The sequence below is a fragment of the Streptomyces sp. NBC_00663 genome, assembly GCF_036226885.1.
Taxonomy (GTDB): domain Bacteria; phylum Actinomycetota; class Actinomycetes; order Streptomycetales; family Streptomycetaceae; genus Streptomyces.
This window is the reverse complement of the sequence record NZ_CP109027.1, coordinates 1,976,038-2,002,927: the sequence shown is the minus strand read 5'-3', so window position 1 is coordinate 2,002,927 and position 26,890 is coordinate 1,976,038. Positions and strand designations below refer to the sequence as shown.

The window sequence follows — 26,890 nt, the reverse complement described above, 5'->3', positions numbered from 1 at the left end:
GGCCGGCACCCCTCATCGACGCAGTTTGACCTTGCTGATCGCGACCACGCCAAGGGCGGCGAGGGCGATCTGGATGAGCCACTCGACCCAGTCGACACCCTTGGTGTCGGCCACGTCCAGGCCGGCGGCGATGCCGGTTCCGATGAACGCGGCGACGATGCCGATCACGATCGTCCACAGAATGCCGATGCGCTGCCGACCGGGGACGACGAGCCGGCCGAGGACACCGATCACGATGCCGATGACGATGGCGCTGATGACGCCGGAAATCTCCATGAGCGGTCTGCCACCCCTCAGTCGTTGGTGACAATACGAGTGCCCGTTCGAGCCGACCTCAGGCCTCCCTGCGGAAGGCCCAGTTCATCCGCGGCTCCATCACACGCTGGAACACCCGCCGCACCGGCGCCGTGCACAACACCGTCACCACCGCGGCGGCGACGACGGAGACGGTGACCTTGCCGAGCGGCTGATGGAACCACTCGACGTGGGACCAGTGCCAGTGGTTGGCGGCCTGGATGACGAACCCGTGCAGCAGATAGCCGTAGAGCGTGCCCGCGCCCAGCGCGGTGAACCACATCCGGCGCCCCGGCACCCAGGAGAGGAAGCAGGCGACCAGGACCAGCGAACAGCCGAACAGGGTCAGGGTCATGAGGGGTCCGTACCAGTCGGGCACGGCGAAGTCCTCGGCGGCGTCCTTGTGGAAGAACCAGGCGTAGTCCATGCGCGGCGCCGCCCAGTACGCGAACACGAGCGTGGCCGCCATGACCGGCACCGCCGCGATCCGCACCCGCCACTGCCGGACCAGACTGAAGTGCGCGGGCCGCAGACACAGACCGAGCACGAAGTACGGCAGGAACTGAAGCGTGCGCTGGAGGTCGAGGTCCTTGCCGATGGACGGCGTGAGCGTGGCCAGCGCCGCGACGGCGAGCGCGATCGGCATCGGCCACCGCACCGCCCGCCAGATCGGTGTGGTCAGCCGCCAGATGAACAGCGCAGCCAGGAACCAGGTCAGATACAGCGGGTCCAGCAGACTGACCGCACGGTCGGGTTCGCCGTCGGACCAGCGGGTGAAGTAGGTGTACGCCGTCTCGAAGACGACATAGGGGACCACGACCCCCGTGACGAGCCGCCTGATCTTCGCCGGGCTCGCGTCGAAGTTCCGCGAGAAGTAGCCGGAGATCACGATGAACGCGGGCATGTGGAAGGCGTAGACGACCATGTAGAGCGCGGTGACCGCGCGGCTGTCGGAGCGCAGTGGCTCCCAGGCGTGCCCCATCGCCACCAGCACGATCGCCAGGTACTTGGCGTTGTCGAAGAACGCGTCCCGCTGTCGCGGCCGCTCGGCCGTCGCTCTCGCCGCTGTGGAACCTGGGGAACCGGTGGGGCGGGTGACGGGTCTTACCGGAGTTACGGCTGTGGTGGCAGAGCGCGGCATCCTGTCCGCCTTGCCGAGACCGGGCGAGGTAAACCACCCATCGGCGGAACAACGGGGAAGTCCCGAGCGTTGTGCACTTGACCAGCGTGCTTTGCGTGTCCTTTACCATGGGGGTGCGCAGACGATCCCGATCCACCGACCCGAGAAGGAGACAAGAGCCCGCGATGGGTGAGCCTCCCAGTACCGACCGCGCCGACTCCCGCCCGTTCGAGGGACCGGGGGTGGCGCGGTGACCGAGGTCCTGCTGCTCCTGCTGGCCCTCCTGCTCACACTGGCCTGCGCCGTGTTCGTCGCGGCCGAGTTCTCCCTGACCACCGTCGAGCGCGGTGAGCTGGAGCGCGCCGCCGAGGCCGGCGAGCGCGGAGCCGAGGGCGCCCTGAAGGCCGTACGCCGGCTGACGGTCCAGCTCTCCGGCGCCCAGCTCGGCATCACCGTCACCTCGCTGGTGATCGGCATGCTCGCCGAGCCGTCGCTGGCCGCGCTGCTGCGGGGCCCGCTGGAGGCCGCCGGTCTGGGCGGGGCCGCCCCGACGGTGGCGACCGTCCTGGGCGTGGCGCTGTCCACGGTCGTGCTGATGGTGATCGGCGAGCTGGTGCCGAAGAACTGGGCGATCTCCCGGCCGCTGGCGGTCGCGAAGGTGGTGGCCGGACCGCAGCGCGGCTTCACGGCCGCGTTCGGCCCGTTCATCGGCCATCTCAACAACACCGCGAACCGGGTCGTACGACGTCTCGGCCTGGAGCCCGCCGAGGAGCTGGCCTCCGCCCGCAGCCCCGAGGAACTCGTCGCGCTCGCCCAGCACTCGGCGGCCGAGGGCGCCCTGGAGGCGGACTCCGCCGAACTGTTCGTGCGCACCCTGCACCTGGGCGAGCTGACCGCGCAGAACGTGATGACCCCGCGCGTCGACGTCCAGGCCCTGGAGGCACACGCCACGGCCGCCGACGCGGCCAACCTGACGTACGCCACCGGCCTGTCCCGCTTCCCGGTCTACCGCGACAGCCTCGACGAGGTGATCGGCACCGTCCACATCCGTGACGTGCTGGCCCTGGAGCCGGAGAAGCGGGCTGTCACCCCGGTCACCGAACTGGCCACCGAGCCCCTGCTGGTGCCGGACAGCCTGCCCGCGGACCGGCTGCTCGAGCGGCTGCGCGCGACCCGCACCATGGCCGTGGTCATCGACGAGTACGGCGGTACGGCGGGCGTCGCGACGGTGGAGGACATCGTCGAGGAGGTCGTCGGCGAGGTCCGTGACGAGCACGACCCCGTCGAGGCGCCGGACCTCCAGCCCGTCGGCGCCGGCGCCTGGGAGGCGGAAGGCTCCGTCCGGCTCGACGAGCTGGAGGGGATAGGACTCGCCGCGCCCGACGGCCCGTACGAGACCGTCGCCGGCCTTGTCGCCACCCGACTGGCCCGTATCCCCGTCAAGGGCGACGTCGTCGCGCTCGACGGCTGGGAGCTCGACGTCCTCGACGTCGAGCACCATCGCGCCGACCGTGTCCGCATCACCGCACCGGTCCAGGTGCCGGTCCAGGTGGTGGAGGAGTCCCGATGACCGTCCTGCAACTTCTCATCGGCGCCCTGACGCTGCTGACCAACGCGTTCTTCGTGGGCGGCGAGTTCGCCCTGATCTCCGTGCGCCGCAGCCAGATCGAGCCGCGCGCGAAGGAGGGCGACAAGCGGGCCCGGATGACCCTGTGGGGCCTGGAGCACCTCTCCGCGATGATGGCGACCGCCCAGCTCGGCATCACCGTCTCCTCCCTGGTGCTCGGCGCGGTCGCCGAACCCGCCATCGCCCAGCTGCTGGAGCCCGGCTTCGAGGCGGCCCACATCCCGCACGGCCTGGTGCACCCGATCGCGTTCGTGATCGCGCTGGCGCTGGCGACCTATCTGCACATGCTGATCGGCGAGATGGTCCCGAAGAACATCGCGCTGGCGGCCCCCGTGGCGACCGCGCTGGTGCTCGGCCCGCCGCTGGTGGCGCTCACCCGGCTGCTGCGGCCGGTCGTGTTCGGCATCAACGCCTTCGCCAACACCCTGCTGAAGCTGCTGCGGGTCGAACCGAAGGACGAGGTGGAGTCCGTCTTCACCGACGACCAGCTGGCCCGGATGGTCCTCGACGCGAGCGAGGCCGGACTGCTCTCGCCGGCCGACGGCGAACGGCTGCGGGACGCCCTGGAGCTGGGCACCCGCCCGGTCGGCGAGATCCTCGTCCCGGTTCAGCGGATGCGCACCGTCGACGCCTCGGTCACCCCGGCCCGGCTGGAGCGGGTGGCCGCCGAGGCGGGCTACTCCCGCTTCCCGGTCACCGGCCCGCAGGGCACCCTCCTCGGCTACCTGCACATCAAGGACACCCTCGGCAACGCCGACCGCGACCGTCCCTTCCCGCGCACCGCCCTGCACCCGGTCACCCGGGTCCGCATCGACACCCCGCTGGACGACACCCTCACCGCCCTGCGCGCCGACGGCAGCCATCTGGCCGCCGTGACCGGGGAGAAGGGGGCCGTCCTCGGGTTCGTGACGATGGAGGACGTACTGACCGAGCTGGTCGGGCCGGCTCCGGCCGCCGTGCCGTCGTAGGAGTGATCCGCCTTTCTCGGCTGCGCTACGGAGCGTTCCTCTCGAACAACAGGGCACAGTTCTGTCCGCCGAAACCGAAGGACGTACTGAGGGCCCGCTCCAGGGAGGCGGTCCGCGGTGATCCGGTCACCATGTCGAGGGAAAGGCCGGGGTCCTGCCCCAGGTGGTTGGCGGTCGGCGGGATGAGCTGATGCTCCAGGGAGAGCACGGTGAAGACGGCCTCGATCGCGCCGCCGGCTCCGAGACAGTGGCCGATCACCCCCTTGTTCGCGGTCACCGGCGGCGCCTGGGGGAAAAGACGGTCCAGGACCCTGCCTTCCATGAGGTCGTTCGCCCTGGTCGATGTGCCGTGAGCGTTGATGTGGTCGATGTCGGCAGTGCCGTTGCCCGCCATGTCGAGGGCGTTGCGGATCGCGAGTTCCGCGCCGACACCGTCGGGATGCGGGCCCGTACTGTGATGGGCGTCGCTGGAACTCCCGTGTCCGGTGAGACGGGCACGGACTCTCGCCCCGCGCCGACGGGCGTCCTCCGTGCGCTCCAGGACCATCACTGCGGCCCCCTCGCCCAGGACGAAGCCGTCACGGTCCCGGTCGAACGGGCGGGACGCGGCCGCCGGGTCCTCACCGCGCTGGGAGAGCGTGCGCATCTGCGCGAACATCGCGTGGACCATACGGTCCGAGGCGGCCTCGGCACCTCCCGCGATCACCACATCGGCCAGTCCCGCGCCGAGCAGCAGGGCGGCTGTCGAGATGGCGGTGGAGCCCGAGGCGCAGGCGGTGGAGACGCAGAAGGTGGGGCCGTGGGTCCCGAAATCCCGGGAGATCTCGGCGGCGGCCATGTTCGGCAGACTGCGCGGCATGGAGAGCGGGGAGATGCGGCGTTCCCGGCCCGCGGCGAGGGCCGCGTAGTGCGTGGCGAAGTGCTCCGTACTGGATGTGACCACACCCATCACCACGGCGATGCGCGCCGGATCCCAGCCGTCGCGGTCGATCGCCGCGTCCGCCACGGCTTCCCGAGCCGCCACGAGGGCGAGATGGATGAAGCGATCCGTACGCCACACCACGTCGTCAGGGAGCAGGGCCCGTTCGTCGAACGGCGGAACGCGGCACGACATGCTGGACGGTGCGTTCCCGAGGAGCGGGTCGGCGGCGGCCCGGGACCGCCCTTCGCACAGGGTTTTCCAGTTGTCCGTCAGGCCGACGCCGGCCGAGCTGATCACACCCATGCCCGTGACGGAGACTCCGGACGCATACGAGGCCGGCATCAGCTGCGCAGCTCCTCGATCTTCTCGGCCAACCCGCCGACGGTGTCCGGCAGGTCGTTCGGATCCAGGTCCACGTCGTACGCGTCGCTCGCCCAGATGAGGACCTCCAACTGGGACAGCGAATCCAGACCGATGTCGCGGAACAACTCCCCGGGTCTGATGAGATCCGGATCGACCTTCAATCGCTCCACGAGCGAAGCGGCCAGCCAGTCGTACACGGTCCCCATGTCGCATCTCCTTCTACCTGGTCAGAAAAGAGGGAAGCTGCCCCACGCCCTGATGCGTGACATAGCTTTCCAACTCCGTGCTCAGTTTCCAGTAGGCCCCCTCGGGGGAGCGGTGCACGGGCCATTCCGCCGGGTCCAGAATTCCCCAGCGGCTGAGCGCGGTGAGGAAGAACGGATCGGCCGGGCGCCATTCCCCGGACGCCTTGAACTCGATCCAGCAGTGCGTATTGGAAAAAGGGCGGGAAAGGAAGATTCCAGCGGCCTTCCTGATGTCAAGACCCAATTCTTTTCCACGGGTGTACAAAAAGTGCGTCGCCAGGCGGCAGTCACTGATTCCGGCGTCCGCGAGAAAAGTCAGGTCACGGGTCAGCGCGTCGGGGATGTGGTGGAACTCGAAACTGAGGACCTCCGTGACGAGCCGGCGTCCGGCCGGTGAGAGGTCGAAGTGGAACGGGTCGCCGGCCGGCAGCCGGACGGTCGCCTCGAAGTGCTGCGGCGCCAGTTCCCGCAACTCCTGGACGTACGGGCTCTCACGGACCCGGCCGGAGAGACCGTACGCGCACGGTCCGTCATGGGTCGGACCGACGCACCGGCCGAGGATGTTGACCGTGCAACGCGTCTCCTTCTGCCGCGCCGCCCGCTTCAGGGCGTCCGCCATGGCCTTGAGCGCCGTGTGCTGGGGTGAGGCGATGCCGAGCCGCAGGACGACGGTCTTCAGATCGTTGACATCGAACATGATCGCGCCGGCGCTCTTCGCATGCGGCATTCCTCCGTCCAGCAGGCGCTCCAGGACCGACTCGGGAATCCGGTGGAAACGCAGCGCCTTGTCGGAATGCTCCGAGAAGCGCCGATATCTGGCCGGCACTCGGTCGAGACACCCTATGGTCCGCGCTATTTCCTCATCGAAGACAGCCTTCACCGTCCGAAGGGTGCGCCGGCGCACCGCACGGCGCCAGATACTCCTGGGCGCACCCTGAACCTGGCGGAACAGGCATAGTCGCAAGAGGAGGGTGATGCCCCGTCGCATGGGAGGCACACTGAGGCGTCGAAAGGCCGGGGAATCGCAGACATCGGGAAAAGGGAGACGCATGGCTGACGTCCTGAGCGGCACCGGGCGGTCGTCCACCACGGCGGAGCCGGGTGAACTGCCGGTGGAGAACCCGGCGACGGGCAGGGTGTTCGCCTCGGTCGCCGCCTGCTCCACCGCCGACCTCGACCGGGTGCTGGCCGCCGCCTCCGACGCGTACCTGCCCTGGTCCGGGTGGCCGTGGGAACGGCGACGGGCGTGCCTGCTGGAGTGCGCCGAGGTGCTGTCCGCACACAGCCAGGAGCTTGCCGAAACACTCACCAGGGAACAGGGAAAGCCGCTGCGGAGCGCGCTGACGGAGGCACGACTGGCCGCCGACTGGTTCCGCCACACCGCTGAACTCGCGCTTCCCGACGAGAAGTTGGTCGACACGGCGGAACGGTCCGTGACGGCACGGCGCGTGCCCCACGGAATCGTGGCCGCGATCGCTCCGTCGAACTTTCCCCTCATCCTCTCGGTCGCGAAGATCGCACCCGCCCTCATGGCGGGGAACACGGTGGTGGTCAAACCCTCCGAGATCACCCCACTGTCCACCGTACGGATGGTCGAGCTGCTGTCCGGGGTACTGCCTTCCGGGGTGCTCCAGGTGGTCGTGGGGGGTGCCCGGCTGGGCGCCGCGCTGAGCGGTCATCCCGCGACACGCCTCGTGTCGTTCACCGGGTCGGTCGAGACGGGCCGCGCCATCGCCGGAGCCGCCGCGGCGGACTTCAAGCACCTGGTGCTCGAACTCGGCGGAAACGACGCCTGCATCGTGCTGCCGGACGCCGACCTCGACGTGGTGGCCGGTCAGATCTTCCAGAAGGCGATGGACAACAGCGGCCAGTTCTGCGCCGCCGTGAAACGGGTCTACGTCGACCACGCCCGGCAGCACGAACTCGCCGAGGCGTTCGGCGCACTGGCGCGGGCGACCCGGACCGGCGACGGCACGGACCCGGCAACCGACCTCGGCCCGCTCGCCTCACGGTCCCAACGGGAGCGGGTGCACGACCTGGTCACCGAGGCACGGCAGGGCGGGGCCCGGGTCGTCACCGGTGGCGCACCGCTCGATCGACCCGGTCACTTCTACCCGCCCACGGTCGTCACCGACCTGCCGTCCGGCACCCGGCTGGAGCTGGTGGAGCAGTTCGGGCCGGTGCTGCCGGTTCTGTCGTACAGGGAGCCCGCCGAAGCCGTGCTGCGAGCCAACTCCAGCGAGTTCGGGCTGGGCGGATCGGTGTGGGGCGACGAGGAGCGGGCACGGCAGGTGGCGGCCGGCCTGGACTGCGGAACGGTGTGGATCAACACCCACGGCGATCTGCGGCACGACGTGCCCTTCGGAGGCTTCCGCAGCTCCGGCGTCGGTGTCGAGTACGGGTACTGGGGCCTGCTGGAGTACACCCGCATCAAGGTGCTCCACACGGTGACGGGCTGACATCACCGGGACCGGTTCGGTCACCCGCCAGGCGCCGCAGCGTCTGCCAGAGGTAGAGGGCGGAGGAGAACAGTTCCACGTCCAGGATCTCGTCCCCGAACGTCACGTCATAGGTGTCCTCGATCCCCGTGACGAGCGCCACGACACCCACCGAGTCCAGGCCCAGATCGATGAGCGGGCGGTCCGCGGGGATCGTGGCGCCGTGCGGCAGCAGCGGCAGTCCGGAACGGAGCAGTTGCTCGAACCGCTCGTCCCACAGGGCAGATTCACTCACAGCGTGCTCCTCGCGTCGGTGGTCATCTCGGACGCCGCGAACCGGCGTTCCAGCGCGCGATGGTCGGTCTTCCCGTTGGCGTTCACCGGGATCCGGGGCAGCCACAGCCAGCGCGTCGGCACCATGTAGGCGGGAAGGATCCGCAGCAGCTCCGCGCGCAGCAGGGCCGGGTCCCGCTCGGTGCCCGAGTCCGTCGTACAGGCGGCGCAGATCTGGCGGCCCTCGAAACCCGGGGTGGGTACGGCGACGACGGCGGCCTGGTCGACCCCCGCCAGCGAGTTCACGGCGAGCGCCACCTCGTCCAGTTCGATCCGGTACCCGAGGGACTTGATCTGCCGGTCCTGGCGGCCCCGGAAGGACAAGAGGCCTGAGGAGTCGGTGCGGGCGAGGTCACCCGTGCGGTACCACCGGGTACCGGAGCCGGCCGGGAACTCGAAGAACGACCGGGCCGTGCCGTCCGGATCCCGCCAGTACCCGGGAGTGAGGCCGGCGCCGCTGATGCACAAGTCACCCGTGACTCCCGCCTCGGCCAACCGCCCCTCAGAGGTGAAGACGGCCAGCCCCTCACCCGGGATCGCCCTGCCGATCGGAATCTGCTCCCGGTCGTCCGGCACGGCGGTGACGGTGTGGAACGCGCTGGCCACCGTCGCCTCGGTGGGACCGTAGAGGTTGGTGAACCGCACATGCGGCAGCCGCCGCATCCAGTATCCGAGGGTGTCGGCGGGCAGTTCGTCTCCGCACCACATGACCCGGCGCAGCTCGGGGAAGTCGTCCTGACCGACGACGTCCCGGGCGCGCATCGCCACCAGCACGGAGGGCACCGAGCACCACTGCGTGAGCCGTGCGTCCCGGATGAAGCCGGCCAGGCGTTCCGGCATGAAGGTCGCGGAGTCCGGGACGAGCCGGAGTTCGGCCCCGCTGGTCAGCGCCGTGTACACGTCCAGCACGGACAGGTCGAAATGGAACGCGGGATGCCCGGACAACCGGTCGCCGGCGCCGATGTCGAAGTGTCCGGCGAGCCATCGGGCGAAGTGCGCGACGCTGTCGTGCGTGATGGGCACCCCTTTGGGGACACCGGTGGAGCCGGAGGTGAACATGATGTACGCCAGTCCGCTCGGCGCCGACAGCTCGGGACACGGGCCGTCATCGGCACCCGCGGCCTCCTCCCACGGCACGTCCCCGGGCCTGCGACCCTGCTCGTCGGCGGCCCTCGACCACAGCACCCTCGGACCGCCCGATCCGTCCGGGTCCCGGCACTCCTCCAGCACGGCGGCGTACACGGGATCGGCGATGATCCACCGGGGTGCGCAGCGGCGCAGCACGGTGCGCAGTCTGGCGGTGGGACTCCTCGGGTCGAGCGGCACGTACACGGCACCGCACCTGAGCACGGCCAGCATCGCCGAGACGGCCACCGCGGACTTCGGCAGCAGCAGACAGACCCGGTCGTCGGGGGCGATCCCGTGGGCCAGCAGGGTCCGCGCGAGCCGCGCGCTCAGCAGGTCCAGCTCCGCGTACGTGTACGTCGTCCCGTCCCCGTCGGTGACCGCCGCGGCCGATGGCGTCGTACGGGCGCGTTCCCCCACGAGTTGATGGATTCCTCGTCCCCGCTGCGGCATGCCGGCGCTCCCCCGTTCGTCTCCTCTGCACCGCCGCTCGCCTCTGAGCCGGCGCAAGGAACAACGTGCTGGGTCCGGAGCCGCAGGGACAACCGCGTAAGACCGCGCCATCGCCCTGACCCGGTCGGCATAGCCACAATGCTCCGTTGATCGGGGCGGAAATCTCCCGGTACGGTCGGGGCCGCTCAGATCGAGCCGCCACACGGACGACGTGTGGGAGAGCGTCAGCGAGGTCTTCCTTGACCGTCCGGAGTGAACAGCTGCCGATCACGGTGTCCGGCTGCCGCGAGCGCACGGGGCCGCTCACCTACGGACAGGCCTACATCTGGAATTCCATCAGGGGTCTGGCACTTGAGGACCAGCACAACCTCGTCATGAGCTTTCCGCTCAGCGAACCCGTGGACCGCGCCGATGTCACCACGGCTCTGGCGCGACTGCTGGCGGCGCACGAATCGCTGCGGACGACCCTGTGTCCCGCGGGCACCGGGCTCCCGGAACAGAGTGTCGCCGGGGACGGTGTCCTTCCGCTCGACATCGTCGAAGCAGACGGGGAGCGGCCGCCCGACGCCGCGGAGGCACGCCGGATCCTGCAAGGCGCCGGGTTCGACCACGCTCACGAGTGGCCGATCCGGGCGGGAGTGCTCTGCGTCGCGGGGCGGCCTCGCTGGCTCGTCCTGACCGTCTCCCACCTGGCCACCGATGCCTCGGGCGCACGGCTCCTCAGGCGGCACCTGACGAGCCTGCTCGACGGAGGTCAGGACGCGCCAGACATCGACCTCACCTGCCGTCAGCCGCTCGACCAGGCCGCCCATGAGCGGTCTTCGGAGGGGGAGCGGCGCGCTCGACGAGCCCTCGACCACTGGCAACGCCAACTCGAGGAGTTCCCCCTCTTCGACCGTCCCGCGCTCGTGCCCGAACAACCCCGCTTCTGGCAGGGCATGCTCATGTCCGACGCGGTGGCCGAGGCCGCCCCCGTCATCGCACGCCGGACGGGAACCAGCGTCTACTCGGTGCTGCTGGCCGCCGTCACGGTGGTGCTCGGCCGACGGGCGGGCCGCGACCGCTATGCCGTCGGCACCATGTGCAGCAATCGGCACACCGCGGAACTCAAGGACTCCGTCATGAACCTTCCCCAGCGCGTCCTGGTGGCCGTGGACCTCCGCGGAACCTTCGACGAAGTGGTCCGCAGGACGCACGTGGCGGCGCTGAACTCGTACCGCTTCGGCATGTACGACCCCACCGCGGCACGGGAGTTGACAGCAGGGGCCGCTCGCCGGCGAAAGGGTCCGCTGGACGTGCACACCACCTTCAACGCCATCGAGCCGCTGTGGCACGACCACGAACGGGCCGAACTCGGCGGCACCACGCGTGCGTTCGTGTGGACGCGGAAGACCGACACCGACATGGAGCGCCTGCGGTTCGTCGACTTCTTCGCACCCGACCGCATCGCCATGTACGCGGACACCCTCTACTACCCGATCAGCGAGATCGAGTCCTGCCTCTGGGAAGTGGAGCGCACGGTCACCGGGGCGGTGACGCCGTGAGCGAGGCCACCCACGAGGAGTCCAAGCAGGGGCCGGGGGAGTCGAGCCCCCCGGAGTGGACGGCCATCGGGCGCCTCGCGGGACCCATGGCGCTGGTCGAGGTCGTCGACTTCCTGGTGCTGCTGGGCGTCGTCGCTCTCATGGGGCGCATGGAGGGGGACGCGCTCTACGTCAGATCGCTGTACCAGCCCGTCGGCGGTGCCCTCATCGCGGTCACCGCCGGATTCGTCATCAGCAACCAGGTGGCGGCGTCGATCAGCCGCGGGCGCAACCGGCCGCAGGACGTCATGGCCGTCGCCGCGGGAATGGCACGGGTGTGGGCGGCGGCCGGCGGAGTGGTGATCCTCGCGCTGGCGGTGAGCGCCCCCGAGCTGGCGGACCTCTTCGGCGTGCCCGGCCCGGTCCGGGGCAGTTTCGTGGCGTTCCTGCGCTGGACCCTCGCCGCGGAACTGCTCGTCATCGCCTCGCTCCTGTGCGCCTCGTCGCTGCGTGGCTACGGCCGCATCAGGTCGGCCACCGCGATCACCCTGACGGTGGCCGTCGTCCGTATCTCCTGCGTCGCCGGCCTCGGCCTGGGGACCGGCCTCGGCATGTGGAGCGTCCCCGTCGGCGCCGCCTCGGCGGGGCTGATCGGCCTCGTCCTCGGGCTGGCCCTTGTGCGCAGGACCGAGCTCTGGCATCCGCACGCCCTGCGCACCTGGAACCCCCAGGTGCGGAGCCTGCTGACCGGGGTCGGTCTCCCCGTCACCGCCACGATGCTGCTCGTCGCCGGCTACGGGGCGGCCATGCTCTGGGCCCTGAGCGGATTCGGGCCGGAGGTCGTCGCCGGGTACTCGGTCGCCTCCGCCCTACAGAACCTCGTCATGCTGCCGGGCCTCGCCCTGGGAGCCGCGACCGCCGTCGTCATCAACCAACGGCGCGGGGCCGGCAGTCTGGACACCCTGGAACCCGTGGTGCGCACCGGACTGTGGATGTCCGCCGGGCTCTACGTCGTCCTGGGCGGCCTCACCTGGCTGATCAGGGAACCGGTCGCCGAGTGGATCACGGGAAGTCCGGACATCGGCGTCGAGGCGTCCCGGTACCTGGGCACCGTGGCACTGACCTACGCCGTGCAGGGGCCCGTGCTCACCGCGCTCACGCTCATGGAACAGATCGGCGGCGGATACCTCGCCATCGCGCTCAACACGGTGTATTTCACGCTGATCGTCGTCGCGGGCAAGCTCGCGGTCGAGGCGGGCGGAGCCCCCCAGGACCTCTACGACACCGTCGCCGTCTGCAACTTCCTCGGCGTGAGCGTCGTGGTCGTCGCCGTCCGCTACGCCGCCCGGGTACGCCGGGCCGCCTCGGCTCCCTGACCCTTGAGGTGTCACGGACGGCTGTCATCGGCCGCCGTGTAGGCGGTGGCCTGGAGGTTGTACAGCTCGGCGTAGCGCCCTTCGGCGGCCAGCAGTTCGTCATGGCTGCCGGATTCGACCAGCCGTCCCTTGTCCATGACGAGCGTCAGGTCCGCCTCGCTGACGGTGGAGAAACGATGGGAGACGATCACCGTGACCGCGCCGGTGCGCCGGGCCGTCGCGCGGGCGTGGGCGATGTGCCGCTGGAAGATCTCCTCCTCGCTGGGCGCGTCGAGTGAGGCCGTGGGTTCGTCGAGGACGAACATCAGCGGCTCGCGACGCATCACCGCACGGGCGAGCGCGGCCTTCTGCCACTGTCCCTCGGAGAGTTCGGCACCGTTCAGCATGCGGCCCAGCTGGGTCTCCATCCCCTGCGGCAACCGGGCCACCAACTGCTGTGCCTCCGCGGCACGGACGGCCTCCCCGATCCTTCGGCGGTCCTCGACATACGGCAGGTCACCGATGCCCACGGTCTCGAAGAAGCGCGTACGGAAACGGCCGAAGTCCTGGAACGCGGCGCTGGAGCGCCCTCTCCACTCGTCCGCGGACAGCCGTCCCAGGTCGATGCCGTCCACCCGTATCGCCCCCTCCGTCGGCCGGTGGAACCTGGCGAGCAGCTTGACCAGAGTGGTCTTCCCCGAGCCGTACTCGCCGACGACCGCCACCACGGTCCCGGCCGGCAGGCGCACGCTGACGTCGTCCAGGGCCCTGCGGTCCGTGCCCGGATAGGTGTAGGACACGCCGTCCAGCTCGATGCCGGAGGTCAGCCGCCGCGGCACCGGCACCGGCGGCGGGCCGTCCGGCTCCCGGCGATGGCGCGCCACGTAGTCGCGCAGCCACAGGTAGGGCTCGACGAGTTTGCGGGCCTCGAAAGCCTGCGCGGCATGCGAGACCGTCAGTTGCAGCGACTGGCGCAGCGTGGTGGTCACCGTGACGGCGAGCACCAGGTCACCGGGGGTCGTTCGCCCTTCGGTGCGCAGCCGCACGACGAGTACGAGGGCGGCCACGAACCCGGCGGTGAACAGCGTCCACCCGCACATCCGCCACCCGGTCGCCACCGCCTGGGCCCGCGCCCTGCCGCGCAGCACCTCCTGCCAGGCAGCGGCCTGACGGCGGGCGAGCTCGGGCCCCGCGCCCAGCACCCGGGTCTCCTTGCCGTGATCGGCCGCCACGCACAGGTCGAACAAGTGCCGCTGGAGCCGGAACTGTTCGGCCGTACCGGTCTCGGCCGCGGCCACGGCCCGCTGACCTCGCTGGTCGCACCACAGGGGAGCGGCCGCGAAGCCGGTCAGCAGCAACATCCAGGGACTGACCGAACCCAGCAGCACGAGTGAGACCCCCAGCTGCAACACCGCGAAGACCACCGCGAGCGTCGTCCACATGGCTGCCATCAGCCCCCACGCGGAGCCCCGCACCACGGTGACCCGGTCGAGGAAGTCGGTGCGCTCCAGATGCTCGGTCCCCTCCAGCGTGGCGATGTCACGGTGGATCCGCTCATGGAGATCGGTGAGCCCCACGCGCTCGACGGCGAGGATGGCGAGACTGTCGGTGACCTCACGCAGCACCGCCATGACGGCGTACGCGGCCGCCGCACCGGCCGCGGCCATGAGGGCGACGCCGGTCCGCCCGCTCTGGGCGGCGTCGACCACCGTCTTCAGGATGAGGGCGAGGGTGGCGACGCTGACCACCAGGAGCGTGGACAGGGCGAACATCACACTCGTCAGGCCCGGTATCCGCCGCCAGGACAGTGCCAGCAGTTCCGCCCACAAGCTCAGATGACGCCTCACCGTACGTCTCCCTCCTCGAACCGGTCCTCGTACCCGCGGCGGAACCGGTCGGCCTGGATCTTGAACATGTCCGCATACGCCCCACCGCGCCGCAGCAGTTGCTCGTGGCTGCCGGACTCGGCGACGCGGCCGTCGGCGAGGAGGACGATCCGGTCCGCCTGCCTGACCGTGGCAAGCCGGTGCGAGATGAGCACGGTGCTGAAATCCCCGCGCAGTTCGCTGATCCTGCGGAAGAAGTCGAACTCGGTCCGTACGTCCAGGTGCGCGGTGGGCTCGTCGAGGACGAGCACCCGGGCGCCGGTCCGCACCGCGTACAGGGCGCGGGCCAGGGCGACCTGCTGCCACTGGCCGCCGGAAAGGTCCACGCCTCCGGTGAGCGTGCGGGAGAGCGGGGTGTCCCAGCCGTCCGGCAGTCGTTCCACGACAGGAGCGAGGCCGGCGTCCCGCGCGGCGGCCGCCAGCGCCCGCTCGTCGCGCGGCACCGACGCCCGGTCCAGTGCCACGTTGTCGGCCGCGCTCAGCTGGTAACGGATGAAGTCCTGGAAGACCGCGGCGACCTGGCCGCGCCACTCCCGGACACCGAGTGCGGCGATGTCCCGGCCGTCGGCGGTGATACGGCCCCCCGACGGGTCGTACAGGCCGCAGAGCAGTTTGATGAGCGTCGACTTGCCGGCGCCGTTGAGTCCCACCACCGCCAGCAGTTCGCCCGGCCGGATCTCCAGGTCCACCGAGTCCAGGACCGCACGGTCCGTGCCCGGATAACGGAAGGACACCTGCTCGAAACGGACCAGGGGCGGGGCCGTCGGGCGGACCGACGGCGCGCGGTCCGCCGCTGAGACCCCGGGGCTCCCGTCGTCGGCGGCCAGCAACTCCCGTAGTTCCTCACGGGCCTTGAGGGCCTCGATCGCCCCATGGGTGTTGCGCGGATCGATCGTCTTCGCCGCCTCGAACACCGCCCAGCCGGCGGTGAGTACGGCCGTCAGCGCACCGGCTCCCGTTTCGCCCCGCAGAGTCTGCCGGGTGACCGTGAGGTACGCCACGGTCAGGGGCACGGCGACGAGCAGCAACGGCAGCCACTGCCGACGCGCGTACTTCGCCTGAGCCGCCCAGACCGGCTCGAACATGGCCCGGACGTGCAGCGAGATGCGCTGGACCACCCACTCGCCGAGGCCGAAGACCCGTATGTCCTTCGCCTCACCGGCGGAGACGGTGGCCTCCTCCCAGACGCGTGCGTGCAGCCCGTGGTCCGCCTGGGAGACCCAGAACCTGGTGAAGGCCTCCTGCCGTCGGCTGCGCACGGCGGCATTCAGCAGGGCGGGCACCGCCAGCAGCGGAGCGAGCCACCAGCCGTGCGGCACGAGCACCGCGCAGGCGGCCGCCACCCCGAACAGCACGGAGACCAGCTTGATCTGGTCGACCGCCCCGTCCCCCGGTGTCCGCTCGGTCCACGACCGGGGATCGGCGCGCGCATTGCGTATCAACTGCTGGGCGCGGGGCTGTTCGAGCACCCCGATCGTGCGGCTGCTCGCGGTGATCCGCGCCACCTCGGCGCGGTGCGCCCCGTCGATCCACCCCTTCGTGACGAACTCCAGGGGAGCGATGGCGCAGTCGGCGGCGTGGCCCAGCAGCAGTGCCGCGCCGAAGACGGTGAGGGGAGCGGCGGCGACCCGCAGCGCATCCGCCGCCGGGGCGGCGTCGATCCGGTCGACCAGGGCCGCGACCGTGTAGGCCACGGCGGCGGGTAACGCGCCGGCGAGCAGCCGCAGGCACACCAGCGCCGACACCACGGTCCGCGGAGCGGCACGCAAGGTGCCGAGTAACAGTCGTCGATCCCTCATGGCGCATCATCGTCGAGTGATTCTTCGGAGAATGTCAAGAAACCGCAATCGAGGCGCCTCAACGGCCATACTCCTATGGCTATGTTCCGCTTTCCGGGGATTCCACTAAGCTCCCTGAACATGACCAAGAATGGGATTTCCAAAGGTACTTTGGAGGGTGTTGCGCAGACAGCTCGGTGGACCGCTGCGGCGCGCGCCAGGGAAAGCAGGAGACCTGATCGGCTATTCGACGATCCGCTCTCCGAGTTGCTCGCCGGAGAAGACGGGGAACAGCTGCTCAAGTATTTCCACACCGCACGCGCATCGGACGAGGGCAATCCCTTTCTTCCCATACGCACGCGATGGTTCGACGACTTCCTGGCGCGGAGCACGGCGGACGGCGTCCGGCAGATCGTGGGCATCGGAGCCGGTCTCGACACCCGTTCCTTCCGGCTCTCCTGGCCCGAGGACACCCGCGTCTTCGAAGTCGACCAGCAGCCGGTGCTGACCTACAAGGACAAGGTTCTCGCCGAGGCCGGGGCCGAACCGCGGTGCGGACGCCGTGCCGTGGGGACCGAGCTCGGCGACGACTGGGGCGCGAAGCTTCTGGACGCCGGTTTCGACCCGTCGGCGCGGACGGCGTGGTTCGCGGAGGGCGTGCTCTTCTATCTGCCCGAGTCCCTGGCCCGCCGCACCCTCGACGTGGCGGCCGGGTTGTCGGCCCCGGGGAGCCGCCTCGCGGTCGACCTGATCGGTACCGGGATCTACCGCTTCCCGTACATGCGGGAATGGCTGGACAAGCTCGAACGCGCCGGCAGCCCCTGGCAGTCCGCCACGGACGACCCGGGATCCTTCGTGGCGGAGGCCGGCTGGCGTCCTCTCGTCGTCACCGAGGCGGGGCGCCCTGACGCCAATTACGGCAGGTGGCCCCGGAACGCCTCGGTGCCCGACCTGCCGGACCTGCCGCGCAGCCATCTGGTGGCAGCCGAACGTGACTGAACCACAACGACAGATGAACGTGGCCGTCGAAGGAGGCCGCGCGTACCGCTGCGGCCTCACCTGGTCACAGCGCTGGCTCTACGAGATCCTCGGCGAGCGCATGTTCACCGCGCCGCGGCTGAACGTACCGCTCCGGCTCGTCCTGGACCGGCCCGTGGCACTCGACGCCGCACTGGATGCCGTACGGGCCGCCGTCCTGCGCCACGACACGCTGCGCACCGTCTACCCGGTCGCGACGGGAGAGGCGGGGGAGGCCGGGGAGGCGGAGCAGGAGATCCGGGACACGGTCCGGTGCGAGGTGCTCCTCGTCGAGACGGCGGCGGACGGCAGGCAGCAGCTGGAAGAGGCCATGAGCGACGCCCTGGACGTGCTCGGCCGGCGTCCGCTGGGCCGCGCCGACACCCCGGTCCGGTTCGCCGTGCTCGTACGACACGGCAAGGCGCACGCCCTGGTGGCCTGGATCCAGCACATGTCGGTCGACGGCATCGGCTCCGCCGTCCTCGGTGAGGAACTGCGCCGTCTCGCGCAGGACCCGGACGTCCCGCTGCCGGACCTCTGGCAGACCCGGGACCTGCTCGACTTCCAGGACAGCGAACGGGGCCGTCGGCACGCCCGGGCGGCCGGCGCCTATCAGCGCCGTCAGCTGGAACAGGCTCCGCTCCGTCCCGCTGCCGGAAGCCACGGACACCAACCGCTCACACCACGCTTCTTCGAGGTCGCCTGCGACTCGACGGCGATCAGTAACGGAACCCGCATTCTGGCGCAGCGCTACGGAGTCACCGAGGAGATGGTCCTGCTGGCCACCGTGTGCCTGGTGCGGGCCCGCCTCGACGGCCACGACACCGGCGCGGTGACCCTCGCCTCCTCCAACCGTTTCCATCCCAAGATGCGCGGCATGGTCGCCAACGTCTTCCAGGACTCGCCGCTGTGTCTGAAGATCGGCGACGGCGGCTTCCGCGACCTCGTCCACCAGGCCGCGAAAGTCAGCCTCGCCGCCTACAAGTACGGGTACTTCGACCCGCGCGAGCAGCGAGACGCCATCGCGGAGAGCACCAAGGCCAACGGCCGGTCCGCCGACTTCGGCTGGTCCGTCAGCCTCCGCATCGCGGACGGCGCCAGACTCCTCGACGGGGAGAGCACGGAGACGGCGAAACGGCGCGCGGCAGCCCTGCGCGAGACGGTTCCCCTGCGCGAACAGGCCCGGAATACGAAGATCTGGCAGCTCGAAGGCCATGAAAGCCGCCCGGCCGAGGCCATGTTCGCCGTCTGGGGCCTGGGCGACTACGCCTCCATGAGCCTCATCGCGGACTCCACGCGCTACCGCGTCGAGCAGGTGACCGGTCTGCTGCGCGACTTCGAACGGACGGTCGTCGAAGCGGTCGAGGAGGACTGACGGCGCCCGGCCGCACCTGTTCACCCCACCCAGTTCACCCACGCGAGAACGGAATGGCCTTGCTTGTCGAAACGAATGACATCGCAGCGACCGTGGCCGGCGAGATGACGGACATCCTCGCGGGCGAACCCGTGGCCGTCACCGACGACTTCTTCATCAGCGGCGGCGACTCCCTGCGGGCGGTCGAGCTGATCACCCGGCTCACCGACCGGTACCGGCCGGCGCAGGGGGGCGAGGAGAACGTGCTCGGCTCGGCACTCCTCGTGGCGATCTTCGACGACGCCACCCCGCAGGCGCTCGCCGCGGTCATCGAGCGCCATCGGCGCTGACGCGGGCGATGACGACTCCGACGACAGGCGCGGGCTCCGACGACCACGCGGCCTGGTGGTCCGTACGCCGGGCGGCCCGCGCCATCGCCGCCCGAGAGATCTCCGCCCGCGAGTACCTCGACGTGCTGCGTCGGCGTATCGACACCCACAACCCCGCTCTGGGGCTGGTGGTGACCCTCGACGAACGTGCCGCGGACGATGCGGCCCGAGCGGACGAGGCGACGGTGCGCGGTGAGTCGCGCGGCCCGCTGCACGGCATACCGATGACCGTGAAGGACAGCTTCGCGACCCGGGGACTGCGCACCACCGCGGGCACCGCGGACCTGGCCTCCCATGTCCCCACGGCGGACGCCGACGCGGTGTCCCGGCTCAGACACGCCGGGGCGGTCGTCTTCGGCAAGACGAACCTCGCCGAGAACTGCGCCGACCTCCAGTCGGCCAACAGCGTGTTCGGGGTGTCCCGCAATCCCTGGAACCCCGAGGTCACGACAGGCGGTTCGTCCGGGGGCTCCGCCGGGGCTGTGGCCGCGGGCTTCACACCCGTCGAACTCGGCTCGGACATCGCGGGGTCGATCCGCGTACCGGCGTCCCACTGCGGAGTGTTCGGACACCGCCCCAGCCACGGAGTCGTTCCGCTGGCCGGTCACATCCCGCCCTACCAGCCCACCCGGCCGGACATGGCGGTGGCGGGCCCCTTCGCGAGAGACGTGGACGACCTGGAACTCCTCCTCGACGTGATCACGGCGCCCGCCGCGCCGGACCGGGTCGCCTGGCGGCTCCAGCTGCCGTCGGCCCGGGTGCCGCGCCGGGTGGCGCTGTGGGACGACGACCCGTACTGCCCGGTCGACCACGAGGTACGCGGCGCACTGCGTCGCGCGGCCGAAGCGCTGACCGCGGCCGGGACACCGGTGGAGCACGCCAGACCCGCCGGAATCACCCTCCAGGCCGCCGACCGGACCGCCCGCCACCTGCTGGCCGAGGTGGGGATGCTGCACTACTCACGCGAGCGGATCGAGCGCGTCACCGCCGGTTCGCAGCCCGTGGGGGCGGAGCTGGGAGCGGAATTCGTCGCCCAGAGCTACCGGACCTGGATGGACGCCCATGTGCGTCGCGAGCGGATGCGGATCAAGTGGCAGCAGTTCTTCACACGGTACGACGCGATACTCCTGCCGGTCGTACCGAACCTCGCCCCGGAACACGACGACCGGCCCTACCACCAAAGGCGCATCACGGTCGACGGAGTCGAGCGGCCGTACTGGGACCAGTTGGTCTGGACCTCGCTGACCGGCATCTGCCATCTGCCCACGACCGTCGTACCGGTGAGCCGTGACTCTCGCGGGGTGCCCATCGGTGTCGCGGTCTGCGGTCCGTATCTGGAGGACCGCACGACGCTGGCCGTCGCCCGGTCACTGAGCGGGCTGCTGCCCGGGCTGGGCCGCCCCGATCCGGTCCGGCCCGCCGTCGGGTGAGCCTTCCGGCCCACCCCAGCGGAAGAACCACAGACGAGGGGGACGCGCGCCCGGGCGGGCCACGGCGGCCGCGAAACCCGGCGGGGCCGACAGATCCCGCACGTACCAGTGGGCGGGCCGGCCCCCGACCGGGTGGGCGACCACCGTGCGGTCGCCGGGGCTGAAGACGGGCAGGGCCAGCCCGAACGGGAGCAGCCGTTCCCCCACCGCCTTGGCACAGGCCTCCTTGCGCGTCAGCAGACGGGCGCCGGCCTGGGCCCGGCGGTGCCCGGCGACGGACGCCACATGCGCGGCGTCCCCGGCGGGGAAGAACCGGGCGGCCACCGCCGCGAGCGCCGGGCGGGCCCGCTCCACGTCCACCCCGACCCCGCGTCCGACGGCGACGGCGACCAGGGCGAGGTCCTCGCAGTGGGTGAGGCTGAACCGGACGTGGCGGTGGTCCCCCGCGATCTCCGGTCGCCCCCAGCGCCCGATCTCGAAGCGCAACTCCCGTGGCTCCGTGGGCACATAGCGCGACAGGACGGCCCGCAGGGCGGCATGCGCCACGGTGAAGCGGCGCCGGTCCGTCGCACTGGTGAGCCGGGCGAGCCGGGCGCGCTCCGTCTCGTCGAGCCCGCCGGCGAGACCCGGGAGCGCTTCACGCGAGGCGCCCAGCCCCACGGTCCAGACATGGATGTCGTCCGGCGTGAGGGCCGGGCGCGCCCCGTGCGGAGCGTCCCGGCGGGTGATCGTCACGCGTCGTCAGCCGTCCACCGGCGCATCCTGCGCGTCGCGGACGAACTCGGCCAGCGCTCGCACGGTCGACAGATGCTCCAGTTCGAGGTCGTCCGGGTCGAAGACGATCCCGAACTGCTCCTCCAACTCCATGAGCACCTCCAGGACCGCCGTGGAGTCCAGGCTCAGATCGTCGAAGAGCCTGGTCTCCCAGGTGGCGTTCGGGAGCTCCTTCTTCAGTGTGTTCTCCAGGGCCTTCACCACTCCGCGGCGGAACTCCTCAAGAGTCTCCTCCCGCGCGGGGGACAGCTGTTCGCCGGTTGACTGCTCCACGATGTCCTCGGTGTCCTTTCCTCAGCTCTCGGGATCGACAGGAACCTGCTTCCCCAGCAGGTCGTCCAGGGTGTCCCGGCGCCGCACGAGGTGCGCCCGGCCATCGGCGACCAGGACCTCGGCCGGATGGCCGTGGCTGAGGAAGAACACGGGGGACGCGGACGGGCCGTATGCTCCCGAGCGCTCGATCGCGATGAGGTCCCCTGGGCGCAGATCGGGCAACGACGCCTTTTTCAGCAGGGTGTCGCCCGGTGTGCACAGCGGGCCGCAGACGTTCCACGGCTCGGTCTCGGTGTCCGCGGAACGGCCGAGGGCCGTGGCGGGGAAGTTCCGTTTGACGAACGAACCGATACCGACGGCGGCCATGTGGTGGTGCGTGCCGCCGTCCGTGATCGCGAACCGCTCGCCGCGGGACGTCTTCGTGTACCGCACGCGCATGACGTAGGTGCCGGCCGGGGCGGTCAGATAGCGGCCGAGTTCCATGATGACGCGGGTCCCGGGCCGTCTGGCGTGGAAGGTCTCGACGACAGGGTTCAGCCGCTGGGTCAGACTCTTGGGGTCCAGGTCGCTCTCGTTGTCGAAGTAGGCGACGCCCAGGCCGCCACCGATGTCGACGACGTCGAGCGGGAAACCGAGGCGGGACGAGATCCGCTCCGCGAGTTCGAGGATGCCCTCGGTGTTCCTGACGACGGTGTCCTCGCTGAGGATGCGCGTCCCCATATAGGCGTGGACGCCGACGATCCGCAGACTCGGCCAGCGGGCGGCCGGCTCGTCCACCGCGAGGAGCTGCTCCTCGTCCATGCCGAACTGCCGCGGCTTGCCGCCCATGGACAGGCCCGCACCGCGCACCTCGAACGCCGGGTTCACCCGGAGCATCACCCGGGGGGACAGGGCGTGTTCGCGGGCCAGCTCCTCGCAGAGATCGAGTTCGCCGAACGACTCGCAGACCACGGTGCAGCCGTCCTCCGACAGCGCCTCGGCCAGCTCCTCGCGGCTCTTCCCGGGCCCCAGGAAGATGATCCGCGCGTCGTCCACGCCGGCCCGCCGGGCGGTGGCCAGTTCCACCAGGGACGAGACCTCGGCCCCGCTGCCCAGCTTCCTCAGCTCCGCGCAGATCGCGACGTTCGGGTTGGCCTTGAGGGAGTAGAAGATCTCCACCGCGGGGTGGAGCACCTCCCGCAGGGTTCGGTACTGGTCGCGCAACAGGTCGGCGTCGTAGACGTACAGCGGCGTTCCGTGCTGTGCGGCCAGCTCGGCCGTCGAGATGCCTTGTATGCGGTGGTCAGCGGTCAAGGCCGCGCCCCTTCCGAATGTGTGGCGTATGAGGCCAGCTCCCGTTCCACCTCGGCGTCGATGCGGGAGACGGCGTCGAAGTCCTCGCCGACGACCAGACCGTAGAGCCGGCCCTCGGTCGTTCCGCCCTCTTCCCGAGTGGCGCGTGCGGCGTTGACGGTGGCGAAGTTGTTCACCAGCAGCCCCGAGCCGCTCCCGCGGCTGAACAGTCGCTCCCCGAGCGCGTGACGGACCGTCGCGAAGTCCAGCTCGCCCCCCAGGTGCAGCGTGTAGTGCCGGGCCAGCGCGCTGCGGCCGGCCGCCACGAACTCCTCCTGGAGGGGCAACTGGTAGGTCGACATGTTGTTGCGGGCGTTGATCTCGACCACCGGGTACAGCCCGCCGTCGGGGTCGACCATGGCGTCCACCCCCACCACACCGAAGTAGCCGTCGTCGGACAGCTGCCGGCCCAGCAGCCGGGCGGTCGAGACGAGCTCCGAGTGCTGCTCGGCGTTGAGCCGTGCCGGGATGCGATGTCCCTTGTGCACCCCGCGCTCGGTGACGGCCTCCTTCACGAAGTCGAAGTGGAGGCTTCCGTCCCGGCCGAGCGTGAACTGGTAGTTGAGGTCGGCGGATTTGGCCACCCATTCCTCGACCACCAGCCCGATGCGCTCGGTGCCCGCCCGCCGTGCCCTGGTGGTGACCATCCGGTCCAGGGCGTTCAGCCGCCGCTCGTCCTCGACCTGGACGATGCCCTTGCCGGAGACGCCGAAGGCGTCCTTGACCCCGATCGTCCGGCCCTCGCGCAGCAGTTCACGGGCATGCCCGAGCGCTGTCGACCAGTCGGCGAGCGAGTCGCAGGCCCAGCCGCGCGGTCGTCGCAGGTCCAGACGTTCCGTGAGGCGGCGGCTGTACACCTTGCTGTTGACGGCCTCGCAGACGGCGGCGGGCGGCGCCGCCAACGGCAGTCCTGAGGCCACGGCGAGCGCCTCCTCGGCCTCGGACACCCCGTGCGGCAGCAGCGCGGCCCCGGAGCCGGCCAGCCGGGACAGCTCCTCGACCAGGGCGGGTGCGTGCAGGGCGTCCTCCGTGACCGTCCGCGCCGGGTCGGTCTGCTCCGGTACGAGGACACGGGGCAACCGCAGGCCCAGCTCCGACAGCTGGGCCAGATAGCCCGGGTCGGGCGGCTCCTTGAGCACGACCAGGTCGTCGGGGCCCGCCAGCAGCAGGGCGAACTCGTCCATCCGGTTGACCATGGCGCCGGCGGCGGCGCGCGAGAACACCGGGAGCCCGATCACGTCCCGGCCCCAGCGGGTTTCCACCTCGAAATTCCCGAGAAAGACGAGCGGCGTTCCAGGGGCGAGACACAGGGCCGATTTGAGCCGCGTGATGAAGCCGGGCTGTTCTTCCCGCATGAAATCGGTATCCGATCGCGAAGGAAACAATCGTCGTGACGCCTCGACGGTCTGGCACGGAAAACTACGAGGTGTCGGCGGGAGAGAGCAATCGGCCGCTTCGGGTATAGCAGTTCAGCCAGGGCGATGGCGCGGACGGTGGCAGTTTGCCTGCGGGGAGCGGACGGGGGAAATTTCCTGGAGCCAGCGCTCCGAGAACGGGGAGAATCATGCACGCGATCGTGCTTGCCGGTGGAAAGGGCAGTCGTCTGCGTCCCTATGCGGCCCATCGTCCCAAGGCACTCGTGGAGTTCGGTGACCACTCGATTCTGGAGATCATCGTCCGTCAACTGCGCACCGCGGGTGCCACCCGGGTGACCCTGTGCCTCCATCATCTGGGCGAGATGATCCAGGAGCGCTTCTCGGAGGGGCGGCGGTACGGCCTGAGCATCGACTACACCTGGGACGAGACTCCGCTGGGCACCGCGGCTCCGCTGTTGGACGTGGCGGACTGGGAGACCCCGGCGGTCGTCCTGAACTGCGATGTCCTCACCTCGCTCGACTTCGCCGACCTCTACCGCCGCCACCAGGAGGGGGGCGGTGTGCTGACCGTCGCCTGCCGGAAACGGGAGATACCGCTGCAACTCGGTGTACTGGACCTGGCCGATGGCGGCGACGTCCTGGGGATCCGGGAGAAACCGGTGCTGACCGTCGACGTCTCGACGGGCATCCACGTGGCCGATCCCGCCGTACGGAAGTTCATCCCCGAGGGACAGGCGATGGACATGCCGGATCTGATCACCGCGCTCATCGACGAGGAACAGCCGGTGAGGGCGCATGAGTTCGAGGATTCCTGGTACGACATCGGAACCCCGGAGAACTACGAGGACGCCAAGAAGGCCTTCCTGGCGTCCCCCTCCCACTACCTCGGCCCACGGTCGGCGACCGCCGGCGTGGACCGCGGCACCGCGCTGCACGGCGCACCCCGGTGACGGCTCCGCCGGAGCGGTCGCTCCTCGGGCAGCTGCGCGACCACGCGCGGCAGTTCGGTGACACCGTGGCCGTCCGTGAGCACACCGGGGCCGACTGGCTCACGACGACATGGTCCCAACTCCTGTCCCGCGTGCGGACCGTCGCCCACAACGCCGGCCGACTGCCCGCCGGACAGGGGCCCGTGGTGGTGGCCCTGGAGAACAGCACGGACGGCGTCGCCGTGCTCCTCGGCCTGGCCCTGGCCGGAGTCGACGTCCTGTGCACGGAGCCCGAGACCTCCCAACTGACCGATCCCCACTCGGTGCTGTACCGCGTCCCGGTGTCCGGGCTGATCACCCGGCAGGTCCCCGACGGCCTGCCGTCCGCCCCGCGTCCGGCACTCACGTACGAGCGGCTGCTCACCGGCCCCGCACACGGCGGCGGCCCCTGGGCGGAGCCCCGCGAGGATCCGGCGGTCCACCAGCTGACCTCGGGGTCCACCGGCGAGCCCACGGCGGTGCGTCAGACCCTGGCCACCGTCGGACGCGGCGGCGCGCTCTACCGCGACATCCACGAATACACCTCCGCCGACCGGGTGTTCCTCCCCCTGCCGCTCGCGCACTCCTTCGGCATGGTCGGGGGCATGGCGGCCGCGATCATGGCGCGGGCCGAACTGATGCTGCTGCCGAAGTTCTCCCTCAGCGCCTGTCACGACGCGCTCGGCGCCGGCGCGACCGTACTCCTGGGCAGCCCGCTCTTCTACCGGCTGCTCGCCTCCTCCCGCCCGGAGCGAGCGGCGGTCGCGGCCGTCCGCGTCGCCCTCTCCTCGGGAGGACCGCTGCCGGAAGAGACCCGGCAACTGGCCACGAAGGACCTGGGCCTGACGGTCCACCAGGTGTACGGGAGCACCGAAACGGGTCTGATCGCCTGCCAGCGCGGCCCCGACGCGGGACCCCCGGACTCGGTGGGGGCCGTGGCACCGGGAGTCGAGTGGCGCCTGGAGCACGACGAACGGCTGTCGCCCGAGCCTGACAGCGGAGTGCTGCACGTGCGCACCTCCACGATGTTCACCGGCCGGCTCGGCCCCACGGGCGCACTGCCGCGTCCCGCCGACGCCTGGTACGACACGGGTGACGTGGCCCGCGTCGACAGCTCCGGCAGGTTCACCCTGCTGGCCAGGAAGGACACCTTCATCAACGTCGGCGGACGCAAGGTGAACCCCCGGCGCGTCGAGCGGATCGTCGCCGGCCACGACGCCGTGCGCGAGGTGCACGTCTTCGGCGCCGAGGACGCCGGCGGGGAGGAGGCCGTCCACGCGGCCGTCGTGCTCGCACCACGGGGCACGCCCGGCAGAGCGCCCACGGCGGCGCTGCACACGTACCTCAGATCCCGGCTGCTGCCGTACGAGGTACCGCACCGGCTGCATCTGCTGCCGCGGCTGCCGAGAACGGCGCTGGGCAAGGTCGATCTGCCGACTCTGCGGGCGAGTGTCCTGGCCACTCGGAGCACGGCACCCGCCGCGCCACCGCCGGGCCATGAACCCATCGCACATCCGCATGTTCCGATCAGCGAAGTCGAGGACTGA

24 protein-coding genes are annotated in these 26,890 nt (G+C 70.6%); 11 read left to right on the top strand and 13 right to left on the bottom strand.

Annotation, left to right across the window (positions count from 1 at the left end; genetic code table 11):
* Positions 1 to 12 precede the first annotated feature (12 nt).
* Together OG866_RS09120 and OG866_RS09115 are read right to left on the bottom strand one after the other, a co-directional pair.
* On the bottom strand, positions 13 to 276 hold the full coding sequence (locus OG866_RS09120) for a GlsB/YeaQ/YmgE family stress response membrane protein (RefSeq protein WP_329333174.1): 264 nt from the start codon (positions 274 to 276) through the stop codon (positions 13 to 15).
* Positions 277 to 334: 58 nt separating this feature from the next.
* On the bottom strand, positions 335 to 1,435 hold the full coding sequence (locus OG866_RS09115; protein WP_329333173.1) for an acyltransferase family protein: 1,101 nt from the start codon (positions 1,433 to 1,435) through the stop codon (positions 335 to 337).
* Between the two features lie 229 nt (positions 1,436 to 1,664).
* On the opposite strand from OG866_RS09115, the gene OG866_RS09110 reads away from it, so the two are divergent.
* Both OG866_RS09110 and OG866_RS09105 read left to right on the top strand, forming a co-directional pair.
* On the top strand, positions 1,665 to 2,984 hold the full coding sequence (locus OG866_RS09110) for a hemolysin family protein (protein ID WP_329333171.1): 1,320 nt from the start codon (positions 1,665 to 1,667) through the stop codon (positions 2,982 to 2,984).
* Positions 2,981 to 4,009, top strand: a complete 1,029-nt coding sequence (locus OG866_RS09105; RefSeq protein WP_329333170.1) for a hemolysin family protein — start codon at positions 2,981 to 2,983, stop codon at positions 4,007 to 4,009. Before OG866_RS09110 ends, OG866_RS09105 begins: the two co-directional genes overlap by 4 nt.
* 25 nt (positions 4,010 to 4,034) lie before the next feature.
* Here OG866_RS09105 and OG866_RS09100 read toward each other — a convergent pair whose 3' ends face one another.
* The 3 genes from OG866_RS09100 to OG866_RS09090 are packed head-to-tail and all read right to left on the bottom strand — an operon-like array spanning position 4,035 to position 6,419.
* A complete protein-coding gene (locus OG866_RS09100; RefSeq protein WP_329333168.1) occupies positions 4,035 to 5,273 on the bottom strand; it encodes a beta-ketoacyl-[acyl-carrier-protein] synthase family protein in 1,239 nt (412 codons plus the stop codon).
* Positions 5,273 to 5,500, bottom strand: coding sequence for an acyl carrier protein (locus OG866_RS09095; protein ID WP_329333166.1), 228 nt, complete (start codon positions 5,498 to 5,500; stop codon positions 5,273 to 5,275). The genes OG866_RS09100 and OG866_RS09095 overlap by 1 nt, the downstream gene beginning before the upstream one ends.
* Positions 5,501 to 5,513: 13 nt before the next feature.
* Positions 5,514 to 6,419, bottom strand: a complete 906-nt coding sequence (locus OG866_RS09090) for a hypothetical protein (protein WP_329333165.1) — start codon at positions 6,417 to 6,419, stop codon at positions 5,514 to 5,516.
* Between the two features lie 169 nt (positions 6,420 to 6,588).
* On the opposite strand from OG866_RS09090, the gene OG866_RS09085 reads away from it, so the two are divergent.
* Complete coding sequence (locus OG866_RS09085; protein WP_329333163.1) at positions 6,589 to 7,998, top strand: aldehyde dehydrogenase family protein; 1,410 nt, start codon at positions 6,589 to 6,591, stop codon at positions 7,996 to 7,998.
* On the opposite strand, the gene OG866_RS09080 is transcribed toward OG866_RS09085, so the two are convergent.
* Positions 7,970 to 8,272 carry a phosphopantetheine-binding protein gene (locus OG866_RS09080; protein ID WP_329333161.1) on the bottom strand — a complete coding sequence of 101 codons (303 nt, stop codon included), beginning with the start codon at positions 8,270 to 8,272 and terminating at the stop codon, positions 7,970 to 7,972. The two genes, OG866_RS09085 and OG866_RS09080, sit on opposite strands and share 29 nt — an antisense overlap.
* Positions 8,269 to 9,855 carry an amino acid adenylation domain-containing protein gene (locus tag OG866_RS09075; RefSeq protein ID WP_329333159.1) on the bottom strand — a complete coding sequence of 529 codons (1,587 nt, stop codon included), beginning with the start codon at positions 9,853 to 9,855 and terminating at the stop codon, positions 8,269 to 8,271. Before OG866_RS09075 ends, OG866_RS09080 begins: the two co-directional genes overlap by 4 nt.
* A 272-nt stretch (positions 9,856 to 10,127) precedes the next feature.
* Between OG866_RS09075 and OG866_RS09070 the strand changes: the two genes are divergently transcribed.
* A complete protein-coding gene (locus OG866_RS09070; protein WP_329333157.1) occupies positions 10,128 to 11,432 on the top strand; it encodes a condensation domain-containing protein in 1,305 nt (434 codons plus the stop codon).
* Positions 11,429 to 12,787: an MATE family efflux transporter gene (locus OG866_RS09065; RefSeq protein ID WP_329333155.1), complete on the top strand. Its 1,359-nt coding sequence runs from the start codon at positions 11,429 to 11,431 to the stop codon at positions 12,785 to 12,787. Before OG866_RS09070 ends, OG866_RS09065 begins: the two co-directional genes overlap by 4 nt.
* A gap of 11 nt (positions 12,788 to 12,798) precedes the next feature.
* On the opposite strand, the gene OG866_RS09060 is transcribed toward OG866_RS09065, so the two are convergent.
* Together OG866_RS09060 and OG866_RS09055 are read right to left on the bottom strand one after the other, a co-directional pair.
* The gene (locus tag OG866_RS09060; protein WP_329333153.1) at positions 12,799 to 14,613 is read right to left on the bottom strand and encodes an ABC transporter ATP-binding protein; all 1,815 of its coding nucleotides are present in this window, start codon (positions 14,611 to 14,613) and stop codon (positions 12,799 to 12,801) included.
* Positions 14,610 to 16,451 (bottom strand): ABC transporter ATP-binding protein, encoded by a 1,842-nt coding sequence (locus OG866_RS09055; RefSeq protein WP_329333152.1) that lies wholly within the window; start codon positions 16,449 to 16,451, stop codon positions 14,610 to 14,612. Before OG866_RS09055 ends, OG866_RS09060 begins: the two co-directional genes overlap by 4 nt.
* Positions 16,452 to 16,526: 75 nt before the next feature.
* On the opposite strand from OG866_RS09055, the gene OG866_RS09050 reads away from it, so the two are divergent.
* Genes OG866_RS09050 through OG866_RS09035 form a run of 4 tightly spaced genes read left to right on the top strand, consistent with a single transcriptional unit; the run spans position 16,527 to position 20,620 of the window.
* Positions 16,527 to 17,429: an SAM-dependent methyltransferase gene (locus tag OG866_RS09050; protein ID WP_329333150.1), complete on the top strand. Its 903-nt coding sequence runs from the start codon at positions 16,527 to 16,529 to the stop codon at positions 17,427 to 17,429.
* A 19-nt stretch (positions 17,430 to 17,448) separates the two neighbouring features.
* On the top strand, positions 17,449 to 18,822 hold the full coding sequence (locus tag OG866_RS09045) for a condensation domain-containing protein (protein ID WP_329333148.1): 1,374 nt from the start codon (positions 17,449 to 17,451) through the stop codon (positions 18,820 to 18,822).
* A 59-nt stretch (positions 18,823 to 18,881) separates the two neighbouring features.
* Positions 18,882 to 19,151 (top strand): phosphopantetheine-binding protein, encoded by a 270-nt coding sequence (locus OG866_RS09040; protein WP_329333146.1) that lies wholly within the window; start codon positions 18,882 to 18,884, stop codon positions 19,149 to 19,151.
* Between the two features lie 8 nt (positions 19,152 to 19,159).
* Positions 19,160 to 20,620, top strand: a complete 1,461-nt coding sequence (locus tag OG866_RS09035) for an amidase family protein (RefSeq protein ID WP_329333144.1) — start codon at positions 19,160 to 19,162, stop codon at positions 20,618 to 20,620.
* Here OG866_RS09035 and OG866_RS09030 read toward each other — a convergent pair.
* From OG866_RS09030 to OG866_RS09015, 4 genes are read right to left on the bottom strand one after another with little or no spacing between them, the layout of a single operon-like run.
* The gene (locus OG866_RS09030; RefSeq protein WP_329333142.1) at positions 20,558 to 21,355 is read right to left on the bottom strand and encodes a 4'-phosphopantetheinyl transferase family protein; all 798 of its coding nucleotides are present in this window, start codon (positions 21,353 to 21,355) and stop codon (positions 20,558 to 20,560) included. The two genes, OG866_RS09035 and OG866_RS09030, sit on opposite strands and share 63 nt — an antisense overlap.
* A 6-nt stretch (positions 21,356 to 21,361) precedes the next feature.
* Positions 21,362 to 21,667 (bottom strand): acyl carrier protein, encoded by a 306-nt coding sequence (locus tag OG866_RS09025; RefSeq protein WP_329333140.1) that lies wholly within the window; start codon positions 21,665 to 21,667, stop codon positions 21,362 to 21,364.
* Between the two features lie 21 nt (positions 21,668 to 21,688).
* Entirely contained in the window at positions 21,689 to 22,960 is a 1,272-nt protein-coding gene (gene lysA, locus OG866_RS09020; RefSeq protein ID WP_329333139.1) for a diaminopimelate decarboxylase, read from the bottom strand.
* A complete protein-coding gene (locus tag OG866_RS09015) occupies positions 22,957 to 24,354 on the bottom strand; it encodes a hypothetical protein (protein WP_329333137.1) in 1,398 nt (465 codons plus the stop codon). Before OG866_RS09015 ends, lysA begins: the two co-directional genes overlap by 4 nt.
* A 209-nt stretch (positions 24,355 to 24,563) precedes the next feature.
* On the opposite strand from OG866_RS09015, the gene OG866_RS09010 reads away from it, so the two are divergent.
* Together OG866_RS09010 and OG866_RS09005 are read left to right on the top strand one after the other, a co-directional pair.
* Complete coding sequence (locus tag OG866_RS09010; protein ID WP_329333135.1) at positions 24,564 to 25,325, top strand: nucleotidyltransferase family protein; 762 nt, start codon at positions 24,564 to 24,566, stop codon at positions 25,323 to 25,325.
* Positions 25,322 to 26,890: a class I adenylate-forming enzyme family protein gene (locus tag OG866_RS09005; RefSeq protein ID WP_329333132.1), complete on the top strand. Its 1,569-nt coding sequence runs from the start codon at positions 25,322 to 25,324 to the stop codon at positions 26,888 to 26,890. Before OG866_RS09010 ends, OG866_RS09005 begins: the two co-directional genes overlap by 4 nt.

Excerpts from the sequence above, each read along its gene's own strand:
- OG866_RS09120 (WP_329333174.1), bottom strand. The coding sequence starts at position 276 with ATGGAGATTTCCGGCGTCATCAGCGCCATCGTCATCGGCATCGTGATC.
- OG866_RS09115 (WP_329333173.1), bottom strand. The coding sequence starts at position 1,435 with ATGCCGCGCTCTGCCACCACAGCCGTAACTCCGGTAAGACCCGTCACC.
- OG866_RS09105 (WP_329333170.1), top strand. The coding sequence starts at position 2,981 with ATGACCGTCCTGCAACTTCTCATCGGCGCCCTGACGCTGCTGACCAAC.
- OG866_RS09100 (WP_329333168.1), bottom strand. The coding sequence starts at position 5,273 with ATGCCGGCCTCGTATGCGTCCGGAGTCTCCGTCACGGGCATGGGTGTG.
- OG866_RS09095 (WP_329333166.1), bottom strand. The coding sequence starts at position 5,500 with ATGGGGACCGTGTACGACTGGCTGGCCGCTTCGCTCGTGGAGCGATTG.
- OG866_RS09085 (WP_329333163.1), top strand. The coding sequence starts at position 6,589 with ATGGCTGACGTCCTGAGCGGCACCGGGCGGTCGTCCACCACGGCGGAG.
- OG866_RS09055 (WP_329333152.1), bottom strand. The coding sequence starts at position 16,451 with ATGAGGGATCGACGACTGTTACTCGGCACCTTGCGTGCCGCTCCGCGG.
- OG866_RS09050 (WP_329333150.1), top strand. The coding sequence starts at position 16,527 with ATGGCTATGTTCCGCTTTCCGGGGATTCCACTAAGCTCCCTGAACATG.
- OG866_RS09035 (WP_329333144.1), top strand. The coding sequence starts at position 19,160 with ATGACGACTCCGACGACAGGCGCGGGCTCCGACGACCACGCGGCCTGG.
- OG866_RS09015 (WP_329333137.1), bottom strand. The coding sequence starts at position 24,354 with ATGCGGGAAGAACAGCCCGGCTTCATCACGCGGCTCAAATCGGCCCTG.
- OG866_RS09010 (WP_329333135.1), top strand. The coding sequence starts at position 24,564 with ATGCACGCGATCGTGCTTGCCGGTGGAAAGGGCAGTCGTCTGCGTCCC.